This is a genomic window from Kribbella sp. NPDC000426 (assembly GCF_040300265.1).
GTDB lineage: Bacteria > Actinomycetota > Actinomycetes > Propionibacteriales > Kribbellaceae > Kribbella.
Map to the genome: position 1 here is coordinate 368,999 of NZ_JBEPDK010000001.1, position 20,958 is coordinate 389,956.

General features: G+C 67.3%; 21 protein-coding genes. 12 read left to right on the plus strand and 9 right to left on the minus strand.

All coding sequences use genetic code 11. The features are described from left to right. Nucleotides 1-7 precede the first annotated feature (7 nt). From ABT313_RS01725 to ABT313_RS01735, 3 genes are all read right to left on the minus strand, one after another. Nucleotides 8-928 carry a carbohydrate ABC transporter permease gene (locus tag ABT313_RS01725; protein ID WP_350847545.1) on the minus strand — a complete coding sequence of 307 codons (921 nt, stop codon included), beginning with the start codon at nucleotides 926-928 and terminating at the stop codon, nucleotides 8-10. Continuing rightward, complete coding sequence (locus ABT313_RS01730) at nucleotides 925-1,875, minus strand: ABC transporter permease (RefSeq protein ID WP_350847547.1); 951 nt, start codon at nucleotides 1,873-1,875, stop codon at nucleotides 925-927. The genes ABT313_RS01725 and ABT313_RS01730 overlap by 4 nt, the downstream gene beginning before the upstream one ends. A gap of 95 nt (nucleotides 1,876-1,970) precedes the next feature. Beyond that, nucleotides 1,971-2,957 (minus strand): hydroxyacid dehydrogenase, encoded by a 987-nt coding sequence (locus tag ABT313_RS01735; protein ID WP_350847549.1) that lies wholly within the window; start codon nucleotides 2,955-2,957, stop codon nucleotides 1,971-1,973. A 187-nt stretch (nucleotides 2,958-3,144) separates the two neighbouring features. On the opposite strand from ABT313_RS01735, the gene ABT313_RS01740 reads away from it, so the two are divergent. After that, on the plus strand, nucleotides 3,145-6,573 hold the full coding sequence (locus ABT313_RS01740) for a discoidin domain-containing protein (protein WP_350847551.1): 3,429 nt from the start codon (nucleotides 3,145-3,147) through the stop codon (nucleotides 6,571-6,573). Here the strand turns inward: ABT313_RS01740 and ABT313_RS01745 are convergent. After that, nucleotides 6,563-7,393 (minus strand): phosphoenolpyruvate hydrolase family protein, encoded by an 831-nt coding sequence (locus ABT313_RS01745; RefSeq protein ID WP_350847553.1) that lies wholly within the window; start codon nucleotides 7,391-7,393, stop codon nucleotides 6,563-6,565. The genes ABT313_RS01740 and ABT313_RS01745 overlap by 11 nt on opposite strands. Nucleotides 7,394-7,422: 29 nt before the next feature. Next, nucleotides 7,423-8,670: a Tm-1-like ATP-binding domain-containing protein gene (locus ABT313_RS01750; protein WP_350847556.1), complete on the minus strand. Its 1,248-nt coding sequence runs from the start codon at nucleotides 8,668-8,670 to the stop codon at nucleotides 7,423-7,425. Nucleotides 8,671-8,779: 109 nt separating this feature from the next. On the opposite strand from ABT313_RS01750, the gene ABT313_RS01755 reads away from it, so the two are divergent. From ABT313_RS01755 to ABT313_RS01795, 9 genes are all read left to right on the plus strand, one after another. After that, nucleotides 8,780-10,156, plus strand: a complete 1,377-nt coding sequence (locus ABT313_RS01755; RefSeq protein ID WP_350847558.1) for an aminotransferase-like domain-containing protein — start codon at nucleotides 8,780-8,782, stop codon at nucleotides 10,154-10,156. Between the two features lie 93 nt (nucleotides 10,157-10,249). Continuing rightward, nucleotides 10,250-10,609: a cupin domain-containing protein gene (locus ABT313_RS01760; protein ID WP_350847560.1), complete on the plus strand. Its 360-nt coding sequence runs from the start codon at nucleotides 10,250-10,252 to the stop codon at nucleotides 10,607-10,609. 16 nt (nucleotides 10,610-10,625) lie between these two features. After that, complete coding sequence (locus ABT313_RS01765; RefSeq protein ID WP_350847562.1) at nucleotides 10,626-11,585, plus strand: carbohydrate ABC transporter permease; 960 nt, start codon at nucleotides 10,626-10,628, stop codon at nucleotides 11,583-11,585. After that, nucleotides 11,582-12,412 carry a carbohydrate ABC transporter permease gene (locus ABT313_RS01770; RefSeq protein WP_350847564.1) on the plus strand — a complete coding sequence of 277 codons (831 nt, stop codon included), beginning with the start codon at nucleotides 11,582-11,584 and terminating at the stop codon, nucleotides 12,410-12,412. Before ABT313_RS01765 ends, ABT313_RS01770 begins: the two co-directional genes overlap by 4 nt. A 35-nt stretch (nucleotides 12,413-12,447) precedes the next feature. After that, complete coding sequence (locus tag ABT313_RS01775) at nucleotides 12,448-13,440, plus strand: Gfo/Idh/MocA family protein (protein ID WP_350847566.1); 993 nt, start codon at nucleotides 12,448-12,450, stop codon at nucleotides 13,438-13,440. Next, a complete protein-coding gene (locus ABT313_RS01780) occupies nucleotides 13,440-14,201 on the plus strand; it encodes a sugar phosphate isomerase/epimerase family protein (RefSeq protein WP_350849830.1) in 762 nt (253 codons plus the stop codon). The genes ABT313_RS01775 and ABT313_RS01780 overlap by 1 nt, the downstream gene beginning before the upstream one ends. Before the next feature lie 52 nt (nucleotides 14,202-14,253). Further along, on the plus strand, nucleotides 14,254-15,654 hold the full coding sequence (locus tag ABT313_RS01785; protein ID WP_350847568.1) for an extracellular solute-binding protein: 1,401 nt from the start codon (nucleotides 14,254-14,256) through the stop codon (nucleotides 15,652-15,654). A 246-nt stretch (nucleotides 15,655-15,900) separates the two neighbouring features. Then, nucleotides 15,901-16,029: a helix-turn-helix domain-containing protein gene (locus ABT313_RS01790; RefSeq protein WP_350847570.1), complete on the plus strand. Its 129-nt coding sequence runs from the start codon at nucleotides 15,901-15,903 to the stop codon at nucleotides 16,027-16,029. Between the two features lie 219 nt (nucleotides 16,030-16,248). Further along, on the plus strand, nucleotides 16,249-16,449 hold the full coding sequence (locus ABT313_RS01795; protein WP_350847572.1) for a hypothetical protein: 201 nt from the start codon (nucleotides 16,249-16,251) through the stop codon (nucleotides 16,447-16,449). 26 nt (nucleotides 16,450-16,475) lie between these two features. On the opposite strand, the gene ABT313_RS01800 is transcribed toward ABT313_RS01795, so the two are convergent. After that, complete coding sequence (locus ABT313_RS01800) at nucleotides 16,476-17,159, minus strand: hypothetical protein (protein WP_350847573.1); 684 nt, start codon at nucleotides 17,157-17,159, stop codon at nucleotides 16,476-16,478. A 418-nt stretch (nucleotides 17,160-17,577) separates the two neighbouring features. Here ABT313_RS01800 and ABT313_RS01805 point away from each other — a divergent pair, with 418 nt between their 5' ends. Further along, a complete protein-coding gene (locus ABT313_RS01805) occupies nucleotides 17,578-18,078 on the plus strand; it encodes a hypothetical protein (RefSeq protein ID WP_350847574.1) in 501 nt (166 codons plus the stop codon). Between the two features lie 132 nt (nucleotides 18,079-18,210). After that, a complete protein-coding gene (locus ABT313_RS01810) occupies nucleotides 18,211-18,786 on the plus strand; it encodes a hypothetical protein (protein ID WP_350847576.1) in 576 nt (191 codons plus the stop codon). Nucleotides 18,787-18,798: 12 nt separating this feature from the next. Here ABT313_RS01810 and ABT313_RS01815 read toward each other — a convergent pair whose 3' ends face one another. Genes ABT313_RS01815 through ABT313_RS01825 form a run of 3 tightly spaced genes read right to left on the minus strand, consistent with a single transcriptional unit; the run spans nucleotide 18,799 to nucleotide 20,953 of the window. Beyond that, nucleotides 18,799-19,527, minus strand: coding sequence for a mandelate racemase/muconate lactonizing enzyme family protein (locus ABT313_RS01815; protein ID WP_350847578.1), 729 nt, complete (start codon nucleotides 19,525-19,527; stop codon nucleotides 18,799-18,801). Further along, nucleotides 19,449-19,883, minus strand: a complete 435-nt coding sequence (locus ABT313_RS01820; RefSeq protein ID WP_350847580.1) for an enolase-like domain-containing protein — start codon at nucleotides 19,881-19,883, stop codon at nucleotides 19,449-19,451. The genes ABT313_RS01815 and ABT313_RS01820 overlap by 79 nt, the downstream gene beginning before the upstream one ends. Beyond that, on the minus strand, nucleotides 19,880-20,953 hold the full coding sequence (locus tag ABT313_RS01825; RefSeq protein ID WP_350847582.1) for an amidohydrolase family protein: 1,074 nt from the start codon (nucleotides 20,951-20,953) through the stop codon (nucleotides 19,880-19,882). Before ABT313_RS01825 ends, ABT313_RS01820 begins: the two co-directional genes overlap by 4 nt. Between the last annotated feature and the right edge of the window lie 5 nt (nucleotides 20,954-20,958).

A 20,958-nucleotide genomic window follows, 5' to 3' on the forward strand; every position in this document is an offset into this window, starting at 1 on the left:
TTGCCCGTCAGCCCTTGGTGGCTCCGAGCGTGATGCCTTTGACGAAGTAGCGCTGCGCGAAGGGATACGCGAGCAGGATCGGGCCGATGGTGACGACCGTCAGGGCGAGCCGGAGCTGGTAGACCGGCGTCGACTGCTCCGCGGCTGTCGGCAGCATCTGCGAGAACGAGACGTTCGAGATCAGGTTCTGCAGCAACAGCGGGAGCGGATACTTGTGCACGTCGGACATGAACAGCAGCGCCGTGAACCATTCGTTCCAGTAGTGCACGGCGTAGAACAGGCCGACCACCGCGAGGATCGGCTTCGACAGCGGCAGCCCGATGCGGAAGAAGATCTGCATCTCCCCCGCGCCGTCGACCCGGGCCGAGTCGAGGATCTCCTCGGGCAGCTGCCGGAACGCCGAGACCTGGATGAACACCAGGAAAGGTGCCACGAGCAACGGCAGGATGACGGCGAAGTAGCTGTTCTGCAGTTTCAGGTACTGCGTGACGAGCAGGTACAGCGGGACCAGTCCGCCGGTGAACAGCATCGGGATGTACGCGAACACCGCCAACGGCCTGCTGACGTAGGGCAACCGCCGCGCGATGACCCAGCTCAGCCCGGACGTGAAGGCCAACGCCATCGCAGTACCGACCACGGTGATGAAGATGCTCGCGGTGTAGGCGCTCAGCACGGTCGGACCGGTGAAGATCAGCTCGTACGACGTGGTGGAGAACGGCCTCGGGATCAGGCTGTACCCGGTCGTGGCCAGCGTCTGCTCGTCGGTGAACGACCCGGACACGATCATCCAGAACGGCACCAGGCAGATCAGCATGAAGGCGGTGACGCCGATGACGCTGACGACGGTGAAGGCTTCCGGCCGGCGGCGCCGCCGGGTCGCGGTCCGGGCGGTCGTCTTCGCCAGGCTCGAGGTGATGGCAGTGGTCACAGCAGGCTCGTTTCCTTGGAGTACCGGCGCTGGATCAGCAGAGCCGTCGCGACCAGGACGAATCCGACGACGGACTGGAACAGGCCGATCGCGGCCGTGGTGCCGAAGTCGCCGATCTGGCGCAAGGAGCGGAAGACGTAGGTGTCGATGACATCGGTCGTCGGGAACAGCGTGCCGTTGTCGCCGATGATCGCGTAGATCGTGCCGAAGTCGCCGTAGAAGATCCGGCCGACGCCGAGCACGAGCAGCACCGCCGCGGTCGGCTTCAGCAGCGGGAGCGTGATCCGCAGCGCCATCTGCGCGCGGCTCGCGCCGTCGATCTGGCCGGCCTCGTAGACGTCCTCGGGGATCGACGTGATCGCGGCCAGGAAGATCACGCTCATGTAGCCGCCCATCTGCCAGACCTTCACCACGGTGAGGATCCACGGCCACGGACTGGGCTCGGTGTACCAGCTGACCGTCGGCAGGCCGAAGCCCGCCAGCGCGTCGTTGACCGCGCCGCCGGAGCCGGCCGGCCCCGACAGCAGCACCTGCAGCATGATCGCGATCACGACCGGCGAGACGAAGTACGGGAAGAAGATCGTCGACTGGGCGACGCGCTTGAAATACCGGCCGCGGAGCTCGTTGAGCATGATCGCGAGCGTGACGCCGGCGGCCAGTGTGGCAGCCAGGAACAGCACGTTGAGCAGCAGCGTGTTCACCAGGATCCGCTGTGCGTCGCCGGAGCTGAAGAAGTACCGGAAGTTGTCCAGGCCGTTCCACGGGCTGCCGAAGATGCCGCGGCTGATGTCGAACTCCTTGAAGGCGACCACCAGCCCGGCCATCGGCGCGTAGCTGAAGACCACGAAGAACGCCACCGCGGGCAGGGCCAGCAGGCTCAGCCACAGACTCGTGCGCAGCATCGCGCGACGCCGCCCGGCGGGCAGATCAGCGGGCAGATCGGTCATGGCAGTCTCCTTCCGGTTTGTATAGAAAGCGCTTTCCATCTGTCGGGAACCTAACTGCGCCACTGAGGCGTGTCAAGGGCAGGGATCGTTGTCTTTCACGCGCCGCGACCGAGCTCGGCGAGCGTGACCGGGAAGCGGAGCGGGTCCCCGGACAGGAAGCGCTGCAGCTCGTCGGCCACACACGCGCCGAGGCGGGTGAGCTCGTTGCCGTGCGATCCGGCGATGTGCGGTGTGACGAACGCATTCGGCAGGCTGAACAGCGGCGAGCCCGGTGGCAGGGGCTCCGGATCGGTCACGTCGATCACCGCCGCGAGCCGCCCCGACCGCAACTCCGCGATCAGCGCCTCGGTGTCGACGAGCTGTCCGCGCGCGGTGTTGATCAGGGTCGCGCCGTCGGGCATCAGCGCCAGTTCTTGCGGCCCGATCATGCGGTACGTCTCCGGTGTGGAGGGCGCATGCACGCTGACGATGTCGCTCGTCGAGAGCAAGGTCGTCAGGTCGACCCCAGGCAGGTCATCGGCGTACGGGTCGTAGACCTGGACGTGGAAGTCCAGCGGGCGGAGGAGATCGATCACCTGCCGGCCGATCCGGGACGCGCCGATGATGCCGACCGTGCGCCCGTAGTTGCCCACGTCGGGATGGATGTACCCCAGCTGGAAGCCCTGCTCCCGGCGGTACCGCTCTCGCAATCCGAACGCGCCTTTGCCCGCGAGCAGAATCGCGCCGAGCGTGAACTCCGCGACCGGCACGGCGTTGGCCGACGCGGCGGACGAGACTGCGATCCCCCGGTCCCACACCTCCGGACACAGGTGCCCCTTCACGCTCCCCGCGGCATGCAGCACCGCGCGGAGTTTCGGCATCGCGTCGAGCAGCGGTACGTCGATTGCGGGGCAACCCCAGCCGGTGATCAGGATCTCGAGGTCGGCGAGCCGTCCGTCGAGGCGCGCATCGTCGAACCGGTCGACGACCAGCACCGGATCGCAGGCGACGAGTTCGCCGATCCGCCGCAGGACGGCGCTCGGGAACAGCGCCGGCCAGTGCTCCGCGGACAGGACGAAGACGGCCGGCGGTCGATCGGGCACGGTACCTCCACACAGACCAGAGAGCGCTTTCTGGATCAACCGCTCGATGTGCGCTCAAGCGTCGCACAGCAATCGTTAACTATGACCGTTGCAAAATTTTCGGGACCGGGTTCGTTCTTGGCCGCCGTTGACCGCGATGCGAGGCTCCCGCTGGTCCCCGCCGACGATCTAGGGAGAGTGACCCACGATGAATCAGCTCCGGGCAGCCGTGGCGGTTGCGGTGGCTACCGTCACAGCTACCGTCCTCACGGCGATAGGTGGGCTGGCCGGAGTCGCGCCGCCCGCGGCGGCGGCCGGGTTCCCCGCGCCGACGATCAACCGTGTGACGTCAGCGGCCGGGTTCGTGCATCCCGGTCTGGCGGTCAGCGCGTCCTCCCTCGAGACAGCGCGTACGCAGGTGCAGCAGCACGTGGAGCCGTGGGCGTCGTACTACGCGGCGATGACGGTCACGTCGTACGCGTCGACGACCTTCAGCTCGCGGAACCAAGGCCCCGGTGTGGACCAGCCCGCGAACAAGGCGTTCAACTCCCAGGGCGTCGAGTCGCAGTTCATCGACGACGCGTTCCGCGCGTACACACAGGCGATCCAGTACGTCATCACCGGCGATCCGGTGTACCGCGAGAACAGTCTGCGGCTGATCCGGATCTGGAGCCACATGGACCCGAACGGGTACGTGTACTACCCGGACGCCCACATCCACAGCGGCGCTCCGCTGATGCGGATGCTCGCGGCCGCGGAGATCCTGCGCTACACCAGCGTGAACCCGGGGACGAGCGGCTACGACCTCGCCTGGAACGACAGCGACACCGCGAACCTGACCGCCAACCTCGTCGTACCGCTCACCCAGACCTTCCTGTACCGCAACCACAACTTCATGGGTCAGCACAGCTACTCGCTGATCGGCGCGATCGCCGGCTACATCTTCACCGACAACCTCCCCCGCTATCGCGAGGCGGTCGAGTGGTTCTCGGTCAACTCGACCAACACCGACGCCGACACCAACGGCGCGCTCAGCAAGGTGATGCCGGTGATCGGCAAGTCCGATCCGCGCAATCCGTACGGGCGCTCGTTCGTGCAGCTGCAGGAGATGGGACGGGACCAGGCGCACGCCTGGGACGACGTCACGATGCTGACGCAGCTCGCGCGGGTCATCGATGTCCAGGGAACCCGGCTCGATCCGGTCCGGGGCACGGTGTCGACGCAGCGCGACGCGGTCTCGCCGTACGCGTTCGGGGACTACCGGCTGCTGCGCGGATCGGAGCAGTTCTTCGCGTTCATGATGGGCAAGGACATCCCCTGGATCGACACCACCCAACGCGGCGGCGTGCTGTCGCAGGCGTACCGCGGCCGGCTCTTCGACCCGACCAACGAGCTCTACACGGTCTACAAGGGGTTGCTCGGATCGGCGATCGCAAAGGTTGCTCCGAGCATCACCGAGCTGGCGACCAAGCAGGACGGCGGTCCGCAGTTCTTCTGGGGCACAGCGCCGTACAATTTCTGGAACAGCAACCCGGACTTCAACCCGGACTCCTGGCTGTCGTTCCCCGCGTCGCTCGCCGGTACGACGACGCCGGTGCAGCAGAGCGCACTGGTGCAGGCGGAGACGCGCACTGTGCCGATCACGCCGGGGACGTCGGTGCACGGGACGTACGTCCGGATGAAGGACCGGTCGACCTTGGCGGTGCGGACGCTGCTGTACGACGACAGGTCCGGGTACAGCCCGGTCGGCGTCCTGATCCGGACGAACGGCACGGCGACCTTGCAGATCCGCAAGCAGCGGACGTTGTCGCCGTACTACTCCTTGACGCTGCCTGACACGCACGGCAAGTGGCGATACATCACCTACGACATGAGCACCACCAAGCTCCGCGGCAGCGCCGGCGGCGAGTATCTCGCCTACTACACCGTCCTGGGCTCCGACGTGGACCTTGACACCGTCAACCTGAAGGCCAAGACCGAGCTGTCACCGCCGACGTTCCCGCAAGGCCCGGACGTACGCCTGCTGGGTGTCGCGGGTGAACCGCTGTCGGCGCCGCTCGTTGCCACGGACAACGATCCGCTGACCTACACAGCCGGGACAACACTGCCCGCAGGTGCCGCGATCGACACGCAGACCGGAACGCTGACGTGGCGTCCGACCGCGCGGCAAGTCGGGACGGTCAACACGTTCATCGTTGCCTCCGACCCGGCCACGGACGCGGTCCTGCGAGTCCGGCTGACGGTCAGCCGGGACCGCGCGGCAGCGATCCGTGCTGCGCTGGACGGGTACGACGGAACCGGCTACACCCGTGCGACCCAGAGCGCGGTCGAGGCGGCGAAGGTTGTCGCCGAAGGTCATGTCCAGAGCGCGGACTCAGCGACCTTCGCGGCTGATCTCGTCAACCTGCAGAGCGCGGTCGCGCACCTGGAGAAGCTGACGCCGACGATGTCAGACGACGGCTCGTTCGACTACTGGGGCCGGGCCACCTCGGCGACGCTGTCCCAGGTTGCTCTGGGCAACATGCTCGACGGTGACTTCAACACGTTCTCGGGCGATCTCACGGCGCCCGCGATCATCGACTTCGGATCCGGCTTCCGGATCACCGCCGACGCGTTCGGGTTGCAGGCGCGGTACAACTTCGCGAACCGGACCCAGGGCGCCAACGTCTACGGGTCCAACGACGGCCGGACCTGGACGTTGCTGACATCCCGCGAGACGACCGACACCTCGGACAACGGGTTCGCGCTGGAGCGGATCCCGGTCCGGTACGAGGTCAAGGGCATGAGCTTCCGGTTCCTGAAGCTCCAGGTCGACCATCCGGGCGTGCCGACCGATCCGGCGTACCCCGGTCTGTCCAGCTTCAGCGAGTTCCGGGTCTACGGGCAACGAATCGAGATGAGTACGGCGATGCAGTCCGTCTCGATCGCCTCGAACGACAGCGACCCGACCCTCGCCCAGGACGGCGACACCGTCACCCTCACCATGACCGCCGCCGAACCGCTGAGCACCGTGATGGCGAACGTTGAGGGTCTAGACGCCCAGGTCACCAACAGCGACAGCACCCACTGGACCGCGACAGCGACGCTGCCCGCTGACGTCGCGTACGGCCGCACCCTGCGCTTCAGCATCGACTACACCACGGCCGCTGGTCAGACCGGTGCGACCATCGTCGCCACCACCGACGGCACCTCACTCCAACTCTGGAACACCCGCGTCCGCACGGTCCCGATCGAGCAAAGCTGGGTCGTTGCCTCCAGCCCGGCGTTCCCCGGCGTCGGCACCCCGGAGGCGAACGGCTGGCGGATGTTCGACGGTGACATCACCACCTTCACCGACACCACAAGCGGCAACGGCTGGGTCCAGGTCAGCCCCGGCGCGCCCCTCACGTTCGACGCGGTCCGGGTCCATCCCCGCAGCAACTTCCCCGGGCGCGCGAACGGAACCCTCATCCAGGCTTCGTCCGACGGCGGAAGCACCTGGACGACCCTCGCCACCGTCACCGGAATCGCCGACGGCAACCAGTGGTACGTCTACCCACTGACCGCCCCGGCGTCCGCACCCCTGATCCGCATCAGCGACAACCACGGCGGCTTCACCAACCTCGCCGAGGTCCAGCTCCTGTCCACTAGAACGTAATCGAGGTGAAAGCCCGGGTCTGTTCGACCAGGGCTCGTTCGACCGGGAGGCGTTCGAGGGAGGACGCGCCGTAGAAGCCGTGGATGCCGGTGGTCTTGCGTAGGACGTACTCGGCATCCGCGGGTTCGGCGACCGGGCCGCCGTGGACGAGGATGATGACGTCGTCGCGGACGGCCCGGGCAGCCTCGGCCCACTGGTTGCTCAGCTGGACGCAGTCGTCGAGGTTGCGCGCGGTCCCGGCGCCGATCCGGCCGCCGGTGGTCAGGCCCATGTGGCAGACGATCACGTCGGCGCCGGCCTCGGCCATCGCGGCCGCGTCCTCGGCGGAGAAGACGTACGGCGTGGTGAGCAGATCGCGCTCGGCCGCGAGCCGGATCAGCTCGACCTCCGACTGGTAGCCCATACCGGTCTCTTCGAGGTTCTGACGGAAGGTGCCGTCGATCAGCCCGACGGTGGGGAAGTTCTGTACGCCGGAGTACCCGGCCGCGACCAGCTCCGCGAGGAAGGCGTCGGGCTGGTAGAACGGGTCGGTGGCGTTGACGCCGGCCAGCACCGGCGTCCGCTCGACGACGGTGACGATCTCGGCCGCCATCTCCAGCACGATGTCGTTGGCATTGCCGTAGGCAAGCAATCCGGCCAGCGAACCGCGCCCCGCCATCCGGAACCGTCCCGAGTTGTAGACGATGATCAGGTCGATCCCCCCGGCCTCCTCGCACTTGGCGGACAGGCCGGTACCGGCCCCGCCGCCGACGATCGGCTCGTGCCGCTCCACCTTGCCGCGCAACCGCTGCAGGATGTCGTGGCGCTCGATTCGTCCCATGCTCGGTCTCCCTCGTGATCTCTCGTTGCTCACAGCCGGGCAGTGGTTCCGGCACTGGAAATCGCGCTGTGCAGCCGCTGCACCATGGCGTCGGCGAACTCGACGGCATTGACGTCGGAGCTCAGTTCGACCAGCTCGACGGAGCTGTCCCGCAGTCCGGCCCGCACGGCGTCGAACAGTTCCTGATCGGCCTCGGGGTCGTAGAACGCCCCGTCCTTGACCGCGATCGCCGAGATGCCGTTCAACGGGATGAAGACGGTCGCCGGCCCCACCGATTCGCGAACCCTGGCCGCCAGTTGCGTGCCCAGCTCGCGGCACTCCGCGGGCGTGGTACGCATCAAGGTCGTCGTGGCGTTGTGCTGGTAGAACAGGCGATCCGCGAACTGTGCAGGCACGGTGTCGACCGGCCCGAAGTTGACCATGTCGAGGGCACCGAGCGAGACAACCGCCGGCGTGCCGGTCCGCGCCGCAGCGCGCAGCCGATCGGGTCCGGCGTCGAAGATCCCGCCGACCAGGTGATCAGCCAGCTCGGTCGTCGTGACGTCGAGGACACCCGCGAGCATGCCGTTCGACACCAGCGATTCGAGCGTGCGGCCGCCGGCGCCGGTCATGTGGAACACCAGGACCTCGTACCCCAGGCCCTCCAGCTGTTCCCGGGCTCGCGTGACGCAAGGAGTCGTCACGCCGAACATCGAAGCTGCCACGAGCGGCTTCTCGTCGCTCGACGGGACGACCGGCGCCGCGGTCACCATGCCGGCCATCGCCGCGGCCGCGTTGCCGAGGACCCGGGTCGAGATCCGGTTCAGCCCGGCCACGTCGACGACGCTGGGGACCAGGATCAGATCCGTCTCGCCGACGTACGGCGCGTTGTCGCCGGCAGCCGCAGTCGAGACGATGAGCTTCGGTACTCCGAGCGGCAGCGGCCGGAACGCTGCCGCCGCGAGCGACGTACCGCCGGTGCCGCCGAGGGCCATCGCGCCCTGCAGCCGGCCGGCGGCGTACAACTCCTCGACGGCCTTCGCCGCGCCGCGCGACATCGCCTGGACGGCGGCGCCGCGGTCACCCGCGGCGACCAACTGGTCGAGGTCCTCGCCGGCGCGCTCGGCGACCTGATGGCGAGAGATCTGCGGTGGGAAGCCCGGCTCCCCTAGCACTCCGCAGTCGATCATGATCACCTCGACTCCGAGATCGCGGAGTCGTTCGGCGACGAAACGGTACTCGGAGCTCTTGGTGTCGAGCGTGCCTACCAGTGCGACGGTGGGTGCGACGGTGGCCATGGTCTCCTCCCGAAGTTCTGTCCCATGATGGAGGACCGGAATGAAGGCAACGAGAGCCAATTCCCCGCGAATGGTCACCCCGCTGAACGTGCATCAGATGGTTCGGCTGATGGGACAGTGGGGACTGGGCGAGGGCGCGCTGCACACCCAGTTGGCGAGCCACCTGCGCATGCTGGTCGTCTCGGGCAAGCTGGCTGCCGGTGTCCGGCTGCCGTCCGAACGCTCGCTCGCCGAGGCGCTGGATGTCAGTCGCAACACCGTAGGCGCAGCGTTCGACGAGCTTCGCGGCGACGGGATCCTGACCAGCCGGCGCGGGGACGGTACGTATGTCAGCTCGGCCCGGCAGTTCCTCGGGGTGCGCGGTGACGACCGGTTCGAGTCGTTCCTGGCGAATGCGCCGGGCGTCGGACCGCGGATCGACCTGCGCAGCGCCGCCCTGCCGGGGCTCCGCTTGGTCGTGGAGGCGGCGTCGGTCGTGGGTCCGGAGCTCGCGCCGCTGGTCGACTCGCACGGATACGTCCCCGAAGGTCTGCCCGCGCTCCGCGCCGAGGTCGCGAAGTACTACAGCGCGATCGGCCTGCCCACCGCTCCGGACCAGATCCTGATCACGTCGGGCGCTCAGCAGGCGATGCGGATGGCCGCCGTGTCGATGCTCGAGCCGGGATCGGTCGCGCTGGTCGAGGAGCCGTCCTTCCGCGGCGCCATCGAGGTACTCCGGGCCGCGGGCGCACGCCTCGAACCGGTCCGGCGCGGCCCGTACGGCATCGAGACGTCCGAGCTGATCGCAGCGGTACGCCGTACCAGGCCGAAGCTCCTCGTGATGCAGTCGACCGTGCACAACCCGACCGGTTCGGTGATGAACGCCGGCCGGCGACGGCAGCTCGCGATCACGGCCACCAACCTCGGCCTGACCGTGCTCGACGACACCACGCTGGCGGACGCGATGATCGACGACCCGCCGGCGACACCGATGGCCGCCTGGGGGCCGGGCGTGATCACGGTCGGCTCGGTCAGCAAGTCGTTCTGGGGTGGCCTGCGGGTGGGGTGGTTGCGAGCCGATCCCGCGACCGTCGCGGCGCTGGCATCGATCAAAGCAGGCGAGGACCTCGGTACGTCGTTGCTCGCGCAGGTGACCACCGCGCGGCTCCTGCCACGGATCGACGAGGCCAGAGCCGAACGCAGTCGCGTGCTCGGAGCGGCCCGCGACCTCGTCCTCCACTCGCTCACCGACCTCCTGCCGGAATGGGAACCGGTGGTGCCGGCGGGCGGCGCGTCCCTGTGGGTCCGGCTGCCGGCCCCGGTCGCGACCACGCTCGTCCAGCGTGCGGAACGTCTCGGCGTACAACTGCTTCCCGGTCCGACGTTCAGCTGTGTCGACGACTTCGACGACCACCTGCGGATCGGGTTCGCGGCCGGCCACGCCGAACTGCTGGCCGGCGTCGGCGCGCTGGCCGAAGCCTGGCGGATCGTCGGCAACCGCGGCTGATCCTCGCCACGAGTGCCGAATTGGCACTGTCGGAGTTCGCGTGCTGCTTCCAGGATGGCAGGACAACGGACAGTCGACGCCAGGAGGCACATCGTGGGCCGTGGAGGACTGACACCTGCCGACAAGGTCGTCGTCGAGCCCCAGCCGTGGGGCAAGCTGGAGTGGATGGTTTCGGGGGCCATCGGCAACTCCGACACGATGACGATCGGTCGGTGCACGATCGAGCCCGGCGAGCAGAATCCCCCGCACTACCACCCGAACTGCGACGAGGTGCTGCACGTCGTCAGTGGAACGATCGACCACCGCCTCGGCGATACCCAGCTGCCGATGTCGGCCGGCGACACCATCTCGATCCCGGCCGGAACGGTCCACAACGCCCGCAACGTCGGTACGGACGCCGCGGTGATGCTGATCGCGTTCTCGACACCCGACCGGAAGGTCGTCGGCGAATAACAGCCGGGAGGGTGACATGACAGACGAGGTCGCGATCCGCCGCACCGCTGTGACGCGCGCGGCGCGGAAACTGCGGAGCGGGGTCAGCGGGCAGAGCCGGCTCGAACGCCGCTGGGGACTGCTGCTGGCGATGCCTGCCATCATCGGGTTCGTCGTCTTCAGCCTGGCGCCGATGGCCGTCTCGGCGGTGCTCAGCCTGACCGACTGGACCATCGGCTCGACGCCGTCGTTCGTCGGCGTCGACAACTACGTGCACATGTTCAGCCGGGACCCGCTGTTCCTCAAGTCGCTCGGCGTCACGACGTACTACACGCTCGGCGCGGTGCCGCTGACCCTGGTGGTCGCGTTCGCGATCGCGATGCTGCTGAACGCGAAGGTCCGCGGTCTCGGCGTCTACCGCACCATCTACTACCTGCCGACGCTGGTGCCGAGTGTCGCGAACGCCGTGTTGTGGCTGTGGATCTTCAACCCGGACTTCGGCCTGCTCAACTCGACCCTGCGGCAACTCGGAGCGCCCACCTCCAACTGGGTCTTCAGCGAGACCGCGGTGGTGCCGTCGCTGATCCTGATGAGCAGCTGGGGTTTCGGCAACATCATGGTGATCTTCCTCGCCGGCCTGCAGGGCGTACCCCGGCATCTCTACGAGGCGGTCTCGATCGACGGCGGGGGCGCCTGGCGGCAGTTCCGCCACGTCACGCTGCCGATGATGACGCCGGTGCTGTTCTACAACCTCGTCACCAGCATCATCGGCACGTTCCAGGTCTTCAACCAGGCCTACATCATGACCCAGGGCGGCCCGAACAACGCGTCGACCTTCTACGTGTACTACCTCTACACGACCGCCTTCACCAAGAGCCAGATGGGCTACGCGAGCGCGCTGGCCTGGGCCCTGTTCGTGATCGTCATGGTGATCACCGTGGCGCTCTTCCGGTCCTCCAACCGGTGGGTCTACTACGAGATGGGAGCCGCGCGATGAAATACCGACGGGTGCTCCTGTACGCCGTACTGATCGTCGGCGTCGTCCCGACCCTGTTGCCGTTCGTGTGGCTGGTCCGCAGCGCGCTGATGGACAACAACCAGATGTTCATCGCACCGCCGCAATGGATCCCGAAACCCTTCGAATGGTCGAACTTCAGCGGCGCGCTGACCGCGCAGCCGTTCGCCCGCTACTTCCTCAACACGATGATCATCGAGGTCTTCACGGTCATCGGGACGCTGGTCACCTGCTCGATCGCGGCGTTCAGCTTCTCCCGGCTGCGTTGGCGCGGACGCAATGTCGTCTTCGGCATCCTGCTCAGCGGGCTGATGCTGCCGCAGGCGGTGCTGCTCGTGCCGACGTTCCTGATGTGGGACGCGGTCCAGGCGATCAACACCTACTACCCGCTGATCGTGCCGGCCTGGCTGGGCGGCGCGGGCGGCGGCATCTTCAACGTCTTCCTGCTCCGGCAGTTCTTCCTGACCATCCCGTACGAGCTCGACGAGGCGGCGTACATCGACGGAGCCTCGCCGCTGCGGGTGTTCTGGCAGGTGATCGTCCCGCTCTCGAAGCCGGCCCTGATGGTGGTCGGGATCTTCACCTTCATCCGGACCTGGAACGAGTTCCTCGATCCGCTGATCTACCTCAACGACAGCAGCAAGTTCACCCTCGCCCTCGGCCTCGCGTCGTTCCAGGGCACCTACAACGCGCAGTGGGGCTACCTGATGGCGGCCGCCACCGCGACCATCCTGCCGATCGTCGTCCTGTTCTTCTTCGCCCAGCGCTACCTGATCGAAGGCGTCACCCTGACCGGGGTCAAGGGCTGACCCACCCTCCACTGACTGACTGCTTTGGAAGGCACATGACCGTACACAAGATCGCCCTCGTCGGGGCAGGCAACATCTCCCGATCCCACCTGACCAGCTACGCCAACCACCCGGACCGCGTCGAGGTCGTCGCCGCCGCCGACCCGCTCGCCGAACGACGCGACTGGGTCCGCGACACCTACGGCGTCACGCGTACCTACGAGACCGTCGCCGAGATGATCGAGGCCGGCGGCTGGGACGTCGCAGTCGTCTGTACGCCGAGCCACGTCCGGACCTCCGCCGTCCTCGAGCTCGCTGCCGCGGGCAAGCACATCTTCGTGGAGAAGCCGCTCTCGTTCGACTTCGCCGACGCCCGGTCGATCGTCGACGCCTGTGACGCGGCGGGTGTCCACCTCGCCGTCAACCAGAACTTCCGGGACAGCTACGCCTTCGGCCTCGGCCGCGAGCTGATCGCGCAGGGCGAGATCGGCGACGTACTCGCGATCTCCCAGCAGGAGCTGATGTTCCGGCAGGACAAGGGCTGGCGGCTGACCCAACAACGCCACGCCTTGTCGGTGATGGGAATCCACTGGTTCGACGGGTTCCGGCTGCTCCTGGGCAAGGAAGCGACCTGGCTGTCGGCCCGGACGTTCTCGTCACCGGCCATCGAAGCGGCCGGCGAGACCGACGCCAGCGTCCAGATCTTCTTCGGCGACACCCCGGTCACCTACGTCCAGAGCTTCTCCAGCCGGCTCGACCGCACCGAAACAATGGTCTTCGGTACGGCGGGCACCCTGCAACTCGGGTACGCCGAGGCCGTCCTGCACCGCGAGGGCGAGTCGAAAACGATCCCCAACCCGCTGGTCGGCAGCGAACGGTCGGAGGCGATGTTCCTCGGACTCGATCGCCTGCTGACCGCCGTGGAGACCGGCGTCGAGGCCCCGAACAGCGGCCGGGACAACCTCCGCACGATCGCGCTGCTCGACGGCGCCTACCGGTCGGCCGACTCCGGCGCCCCCATCGAGTTGAAGGACGGTCTACCCTCGTGATGATCGCATTCTCGAAACCGACCCGCGGCGCCGAGCAGCAACGGCTGTTGTTCGACCGCTACCCCGACTTCGGATTCGCCGGTCTCCAGCTCAAGGGCAACCAGTACGGCGATTACCTCTCCGATCCCGTTGCCGATGCCGAGAGGTTCCGGAACGACTGGGGAACCGAGCCGGGGCATGTCTCATCGCTGATCACGATGAACCCGCTCGATGCCGAGGGCAAGCAGCGGTTGCGCGCGATCGTCGGCTTCGCCAGTGCGGTCGGCTCACAGCGGGTCGTGCTGTGTCACGACGTACCCCGGGACGGGCTCGACGACAGCGATCTGATCCGATTCGCCGGGGAGCTGTCCGATCTGGCCGAGGAGGCCGCCGGGCAGGACGTCGTACTGTCGCTGCACCACCACACCGGTGAGCCCGTCATGCACCGTCGCGACTTCGAGGTGTTCTTCGGGGCCGTGCGTGACAACACTCTCCGGCTCACGGTCGACACGGGCCACCTGCTGAAGTCCGGGGTGACCGATATCTCCGGGCTGCTCACGGACTTCTCCGGCGTCATCGACAACATCCACCTCAAGGACTACGAGGACGGCGAATTCCGCCTGCTGGGACAAGGCTCGGTGGAGCTGACCAGCGTCCTGGACACCATTGCCAAGCTCGACCCGGGGACCACCCTGTGCGTCGACGAAGAGAGCCGCGCCGAGATCCTCGAAGGGCTTCAGGTCTCGCGTGGCTACCTCACTCAGCACCTGACCCAGGGCTGACCTCCTGCGGTACCCAGTACCAGCTTTCTCATCGCGTTCGAAGGAGCCAGCGATGCCCACCGATCCACGTTCATTGCCGCGCGGCCTGTCCCGCCGGTCCTTCCTCGGCGCCGGCGTCGCCGCCACCGCCGGCCTCGGCCTCTTCGGTTGCGGTGGGCAATCAACCACCAAGAGCGGGGGCCAGGCCGACCTGCAGTTCATGTACTGGGGCTCGGCCAACGAGAAGGCCGCGATCGAGCAGATGACGAAGGCGTTCGAGAAGTCCCACTCCGGCGTGAAGGTCCAGCCGGTGCACGTGCCGGGCGACTACGAGACCAAGGTCAACACTCTCGTTGCCAGTGGCAACCTCCCCGACGTCGCGTACATGACCGCGCCGACGGCGTACCGGCTGGCCGAGCAGGGCAAGATCGCCAACATCTACCCCTACATCGAGAAGTTCAGCCAGCTGTCCGGCCGGAAGCCGCAGAACTTCTTCTGGTACGGCGACAAGCAGGTCGCCGGGACACCGGCGGCGAGCGAGATCAGCCTGCTCTGGTACAACAAGGACCTGTTCACCGACGCCTCGATGACGCCCCCGGCGGAGGCCGGCAAGGCCTGGTCCTGGGACCGCCTGCTCGAGGTCGCGACGGCATTGACCCTCGATCAGAACGGCAAGCGGCCGAGTGACTCGGGGTTCAAGGCCGACCGGATCCGTCAGTTCGGGCTCTCGGCTCCGTTGTCGACGCAGTGGACCTGGTATCCGCTGATCCGCAGCAACGGCGGGGATGTGACGGACGAGACCGGTACGAAGTACACGCTGAACAGCCCGGAATGCGTCAAGGTGTTCCAGGACCTGCAGGACCTGATCTACAAGCACAAGGTCGCGCCGAGCCCGGCGCAGCTCGGTGGCGGTGACACCGCGAACGCGCCGACGACCACCGTGCAGCTGCAGACGAAGCGCGTCGCGATGGCGATCGACGGGCAGTGGACGCTGCTGGACATGGGCGAGAGCAATCTGAAGTACGGCATCGGCGTCCTGCCGTCGTACCAGGAGCCGATCACCCAGGAGGCCGGCAGTTGCCGGGTCATGTCCGCGTCCACGAAACATCCCGAGCAGGCGATCGAGCTCTACGCGTACAGCGTCGACGGCAGTAACAGCGACCTGTTCAAGAAGGGCCTGTGGATGCCGGTGGAGACGAAGTACTACTCCGACGCGGCGGCGATCGACGCGTGGACCAAGAACGACGTCCACCCGCCGGAGTACCGCACCGCGGCCGTCGACTATCGGCTGAACAACTCGGTCCGCGACTTCACGCAGGTCCTCAAGAACATCCCTGCCATCCAAGAGGTCCTGACCCCCGCCATCGAACAGATCGCCACCGGCAAGGTCCCCGCCAAGACCGTCCTGGACGCCCTCGAACCCAAGATCCAACCCCTCCTCAAAGGCCGCTACCCCATCCCCAACTCGATCTAGAAGCAAGAGGCCAGGAAGAACAAGAAGAGAGAGAAAAACAAAAGATAGAGTGGGAGTCGGGTGCCTGGCCGGGTCCGACAGTCCAGTGGTGGTCGCTGACTGACGTTCCGCCGCAGCTTGGTCGACGTATGTTCGAAACGCGGACCGTCACTGGACCACCCGGCTGGCCAAGAACGTCCGGGCGTCCAGCAGTGCTGGGGCTGTATCGGCAGGCTGTTCTGGTGTTGCCAGAATCTGAGCCAGAGGGTGCTAGCCGACGCGCACGGCGTCAGTCAGTCGACAGTGTCGCGGAACTACCGCTCGATCATGCCGCTGCTCGACCAGGTGCTGTGCGTGCGCGAACCCGACTCGACCAGCGTGTTCCGCAAACCGTGACGTGCTCGTTTCGACGGAACGCTCGCACCGACAGAAAGCCACGCGATAGCCGAGCGCGGTCAGGAACCCATTCTGGACCAGCATTATCCGCATCACCAGTACCGACTTGGCCGGCGACCTCTGAATAAACGTTGTGGCAGGAACTGAGGGCGGGCTGGCTTCGGTGATCGGAAGGCGGTCTTCCAGGTCCTCTGCCTGCACGAACCGGAGCTGACCGGCGTGTTCGCTACCAGTGAGGTGCTGGTCGACAGGCCCCTGGCACGACCGGGCATCGCGCGGACGGCGAGTACGACATCACGACCGCCTGAGCAGCACCGCGCGATCACCAACTGCAACTGGCAACCGGTGCTGGACAGCTACACCTGGTACGCCGACGCCGACCGTGTCAGCTCGATCGGCTCGGTCGGCGCTGGAGCCTGATTGGTTCTTGGACGTCGGCTGGGCCTTCACCGGTCGGTTGTGGGGTTGGGCAGGCGGTGGGTTCCGGTGGGGTCGACCCGGAAGGTGAAGCCGTGGGGTGTGGTCCATTCCAGGGTCTTAACGTCGACGCGGCGGACGTTCCAGCCGCGGGCGTGGGTCTTGACCCGATGCCCGAAGCGGCTGAGCGGCGCGAGGTTGCCCGTGCTGGTTTGGCCGGCCGGGCCGTACGGGTCGTAGGGCTGGATGTGGTCGAGGTCGATGGTGCGGTGGGTTTCGCGGGTGCCGTAGGGGAACAACTCGACGGGGTAGCTGAGTCGGACGCGTTCGCGGATCCGGGCGGGGATTTCGTAGGCGTCGACGCTGACGGCGTCGTTGAGGTCGATCACCGGCTTGACCGCGTACGGCCCGTGTCCGACGAGTTCGGTGAGCTGGTCGGCGAGCATGGGACCGATCCCCTCGGCCCGCAGCACCCCGTTGCCGGTCGCCAGCGTGAGGTCGGTCAGGTGGACGAAGACCTCGGTGTGCCCCGGGACGCACCTGTCCCTTGGTGGGACAGGCGTACGCGTCGTGCTTGATCCGCGCGAGACGCGCGTCGAGTGCCCGTAGGGCGGCGGCGTCCATCGGGGATCCTGGATCGGGTTCGGCCCGCGGACCGGGAACGTAGCCGGGCGGCCGAGTGTCGAATGGGTCGGTCGGTGGATCCGGCTCACGTAGCTCGAATTCCTCCGCGAACGGCACCTCCCGTGGATCCAGCAGGTCGAGCAGACCGGGCAGGTGGTCGGGGAGAGCGGCGGCCGATGATGGGGCGGAGCTACTACGGTCTGCTGATTGGGCCGGGCTCCTGCGGTCCGGTCCGTCGCTGGCGCTCGCGGCGACCGGTCCGTTGGCAGGCTCACCGGCGGGTGTGTGCCGGGCCGGTGCGCGGTGGTTCGTCGGGTCCGTCCCGGTTGCAGGCGTGTCGTCGTACCGCGGGCTTGTGGGGCTGATCGCGGGGCCGCGGCGGTCGGTGCGCGGGGAAGACGCAGCAGGAGCTGAGTCCGCGGAGCCAGGTGAGCCGGCGGAGTCGGGGGCATCCATCGGGCGTACGGGGGTATCTGTCGGGGGTGTGTGCGCGGGGTGGTTGTGGGCTTGGGTGAGGAGTTCTTGGGTGTAGCGGGGGTCGGCGATGATGCCGATCGCGTCGGCTCGGCGGTGCTGGACCTGGCGGGTGTCGCCGAAGGTCTTCAGGGCTTCGGCGATCGCGGCGATGGTGGCTTCGTGGCGGATGACCGCGCCGGCGGGGGCTTTGACGTACATGGTTTTGTTGCCGTGATTGTCGCTGCGGCCGACGAACACGCCACGCTCGCCTGCAGCCTCGGCGGCCTCACCGCGAGCCTGTTCGGGGTCGGCGTGGGACTTGGCGGCGCGGATGATCTTGTCCAGCCGGTACGGCGTGATCGCGTCGATCAGCGGCGCGACCCGCCGGTCGACGTACGCCGCGGCGTCCTCGGACAGCTTCACGCACGCCGAGGCGAGTTGGCGGGCTTTCCACGGGGTGGCGTCGCCGGCCAGTACGCGGGCCCAGGTGAAGGGGAACCGGTGGCGGAGTGCCAGGGCCTCGCCGATGAACCGGGCCGCGACCATGGGTGAGATTCCGAGCATCACGCCGAATTCGGCGATCGCGAACTCCGCGATCTGCGGGCAGCCCTCACCGCCTAGCACCACGGCCCGCTCCCGCCCATCGAACGCCCGGCGGCCGGGCCGGGTGTCGCAGGTGGAGGGATGGAACCGGTCGGCGTAGATCTGGGCGTGCTGCAGCAGCCGCGCATCGGCCCGATTGGCCATCGCGCGGTGCTCGGTGGCCGACTCGAGCAGGTCGGCCGTCGAGAGCTCATCCAGATCTGTCTCGAACATGTGTTCGATTCTACCTGCTCGAGGCGCTTCTTCCAAGTCACCCCGCCCGACCAAACCCCTTATTTACAAGACGAACGCGCACATCCAACGCTCGCGACGACCAGCTCCTCCGGCTGGGGGACAGCAGCTCCTGTGAGGCGCAGAAGCCTGAGCCTGAGCCTGACCGCTCCGGCCGGCGGTCCTCGCGCGCTCACGTTCGCGGGCAACCTCTGGCCGATCATCCAAGTCAGCCACGACCTCTTACATCCTCTTCTCTCCTTCCTTCCCCTCATCCTTGGTCGAGGGCTATTCAGAGCTCTCAAGAAAGGTCAGAGAACAGGACATTCGCAGACAATGACGACTGCCACTGGACCGTCGGACCCGGCCAGGCACCCAACCGCCACTTTATCTTTCGTCTTTGTCTGTCTCTGGTCGTTTCTCTCCTTGTTCTTCAAGGTCCTCTGAATAACCCACACCTCAGGAGGTGGAGACTCTTCGGTTCATTTGTTGGAGGGTGGGGTGGGGGATTTGTATGCCCCAGCCGGGGGCGTCGGAGAGGTGGACTTCGCCGTTGTGGGCGGTGGGGAATGGGTCGTAGATGTGCATGGACGACGCGTCTTCGATGGTCCACTCGTGGAAGAGGTTGCAGGCCGGCATGGCCGTCACCAGGTGGGCGGTGAAGATTGCCGTCAGCGATCTGCCCGACGAGTGCGGTACGCACGGGAGCCCGGCGAGGTTGGCCAGTTCGGCGACCTGGCGGGCGCGGGTGATGCCGCCGACGTAGCAGACGTCGGGCTGGATGACGTCGATGCCACTCTGGATGATCCGCCGCAGCGCGTCGACCGAGAACTCCTGCTCGCCCAGGCCGACCGGGATGTCTAGCGTCGCCGCGACACCGGCGGCGTTCTCGTACTCCCAGAACGGCACCGGCTCCTCGAAGTGCAGGTAGTCGTACTCCTCGAGCAGCCGCCCGATCCGGACCGCCTGGCCCGGTGAGTAGGCGCCGTTCGCGTCCGCGCTCAGCTCGATCTCGTCGCCGAGCTCCTTACGCAGCAAGGGAACCAGCCGCCGGGTCCGGCCGGTCCGCGACTCGGCATCGCGGCCGTTGCGCTCGCCGATCTTGATCTTCACCGCCCGGAACCCGTGCTCGGCGACGGCCGCCACCATCCGGTCGACCTCCTGCTCCGGTGTCGTGTCCCGGCGCATCCCCGAACCGTAGACCGGCACCGACGGCCGGAACTTGCCGCCGAGGACTGGTAGACCGGCTGCGACTTCGCCTTCCCCACGAGATCCCACAGCGCGGTGTCGACGCCGGCCAGCGCACGGAACAGGAAGCTGCCGAAGTACTTGTACTCCGCACGCGCGCACTCTTCGGCCAGCGTCATGACGTCGAACGGGTCACGGCCGAGGTAGTTCCGCGCGACCAGCGTGTGCAGGACCTCCCCGGTGATCCGGGCCTCGGAGTGCGCGGTCTGCCCGTAGCCTTCGAGACCGTCGTCGGTCCGCACCCGGACGATGCAGCCGTGGCCGTCGAACGTCTCGATCGAGGTGATCTTGGTCAAAGCGCCGCCTCCACCCGCGCCGGCAGTTTGTAGAACGCCCGGGCGTTCTCGGTGTAGATGGTGTCCCGCTGCTCCGCGGACAGCCGGACCTTGAAGGCGTGCGAGGGATGATCGAAGTCCCAGTGCGGGTAGTCCGTGGAGAACATCACCTTGTCGCTGCCGCCGAGGTGTTCGAAGACCTTCAGCAGGTCGGCCGGCCGATGGGGTTCCTCGATCGGCTGCGTCGTCATCCAGAAGTGGTCACGCAGGTACTCCGATGGCCTGCGCCGTACCTGGGGAATCTCGGCGCGGAACCGCTCCCAGTGGGTGTCCATCCGCCATGCCAGTGACGGCAGCCAGGCGAACCCGCCCTCGATCAGGGCGATACGTAGGTTCGGGAGCCGGTCGAAGATCCCGCCGAAGACCAGGCTCGCCACGTGTGCCTGGAACGCGGCCGACATCCCCGCGTGGTCCTCGAGGTAGAACGACGGCCAGCCCGCACTGCTGATCGGTACGCCGCGAACGCCGCCACCGTAGTGAATCCCGATCGGCAGATCATGGCGTGCAGCAGCCTCGTACATCTTCCAGTACCGGCGATCCCCCAGCGGCGCCGAGCTCCGGGCAACCAGCAGCACCTGCACGAACCCCGGATGGCCGGCGAGCCGCTCGATCTCGGCGACCGCCTGCTCGCTGTGCTCGGCCGGCACGATCATGCCCGCGCGCAGCCGCGGCTCGGGCTCCAGCCACTCCTTGATCTGCCAGTCGTTGGTTGCCGCCGACAACGCCGCGGAGTACTCCGGGTCGAGCTGACTGCCCGATCCGCTGAGCGGTCCGAGGATGCCGAACTCCACGTTCAGCCCGTCGAGGTGCTGTTTCTGCATGAACCCCAGGTCCGCGCCCGCGGGTAGGCCCGACGGCGGGAACGCGTCGTACCGCGCCGGCGAGCCCTTCGGATACACGTTCCCGTTGTGCTGGCGCGAGCCGAATGTCTTGTGGTGCCGGAGCCAGCGGTTCGAGAGGTAAGGATCCAGAGCGCCGGGCGCCATCACGTTGTGGATGTCGCAGTCGATGATCATCTGCGTCCGCTTCATGTCAC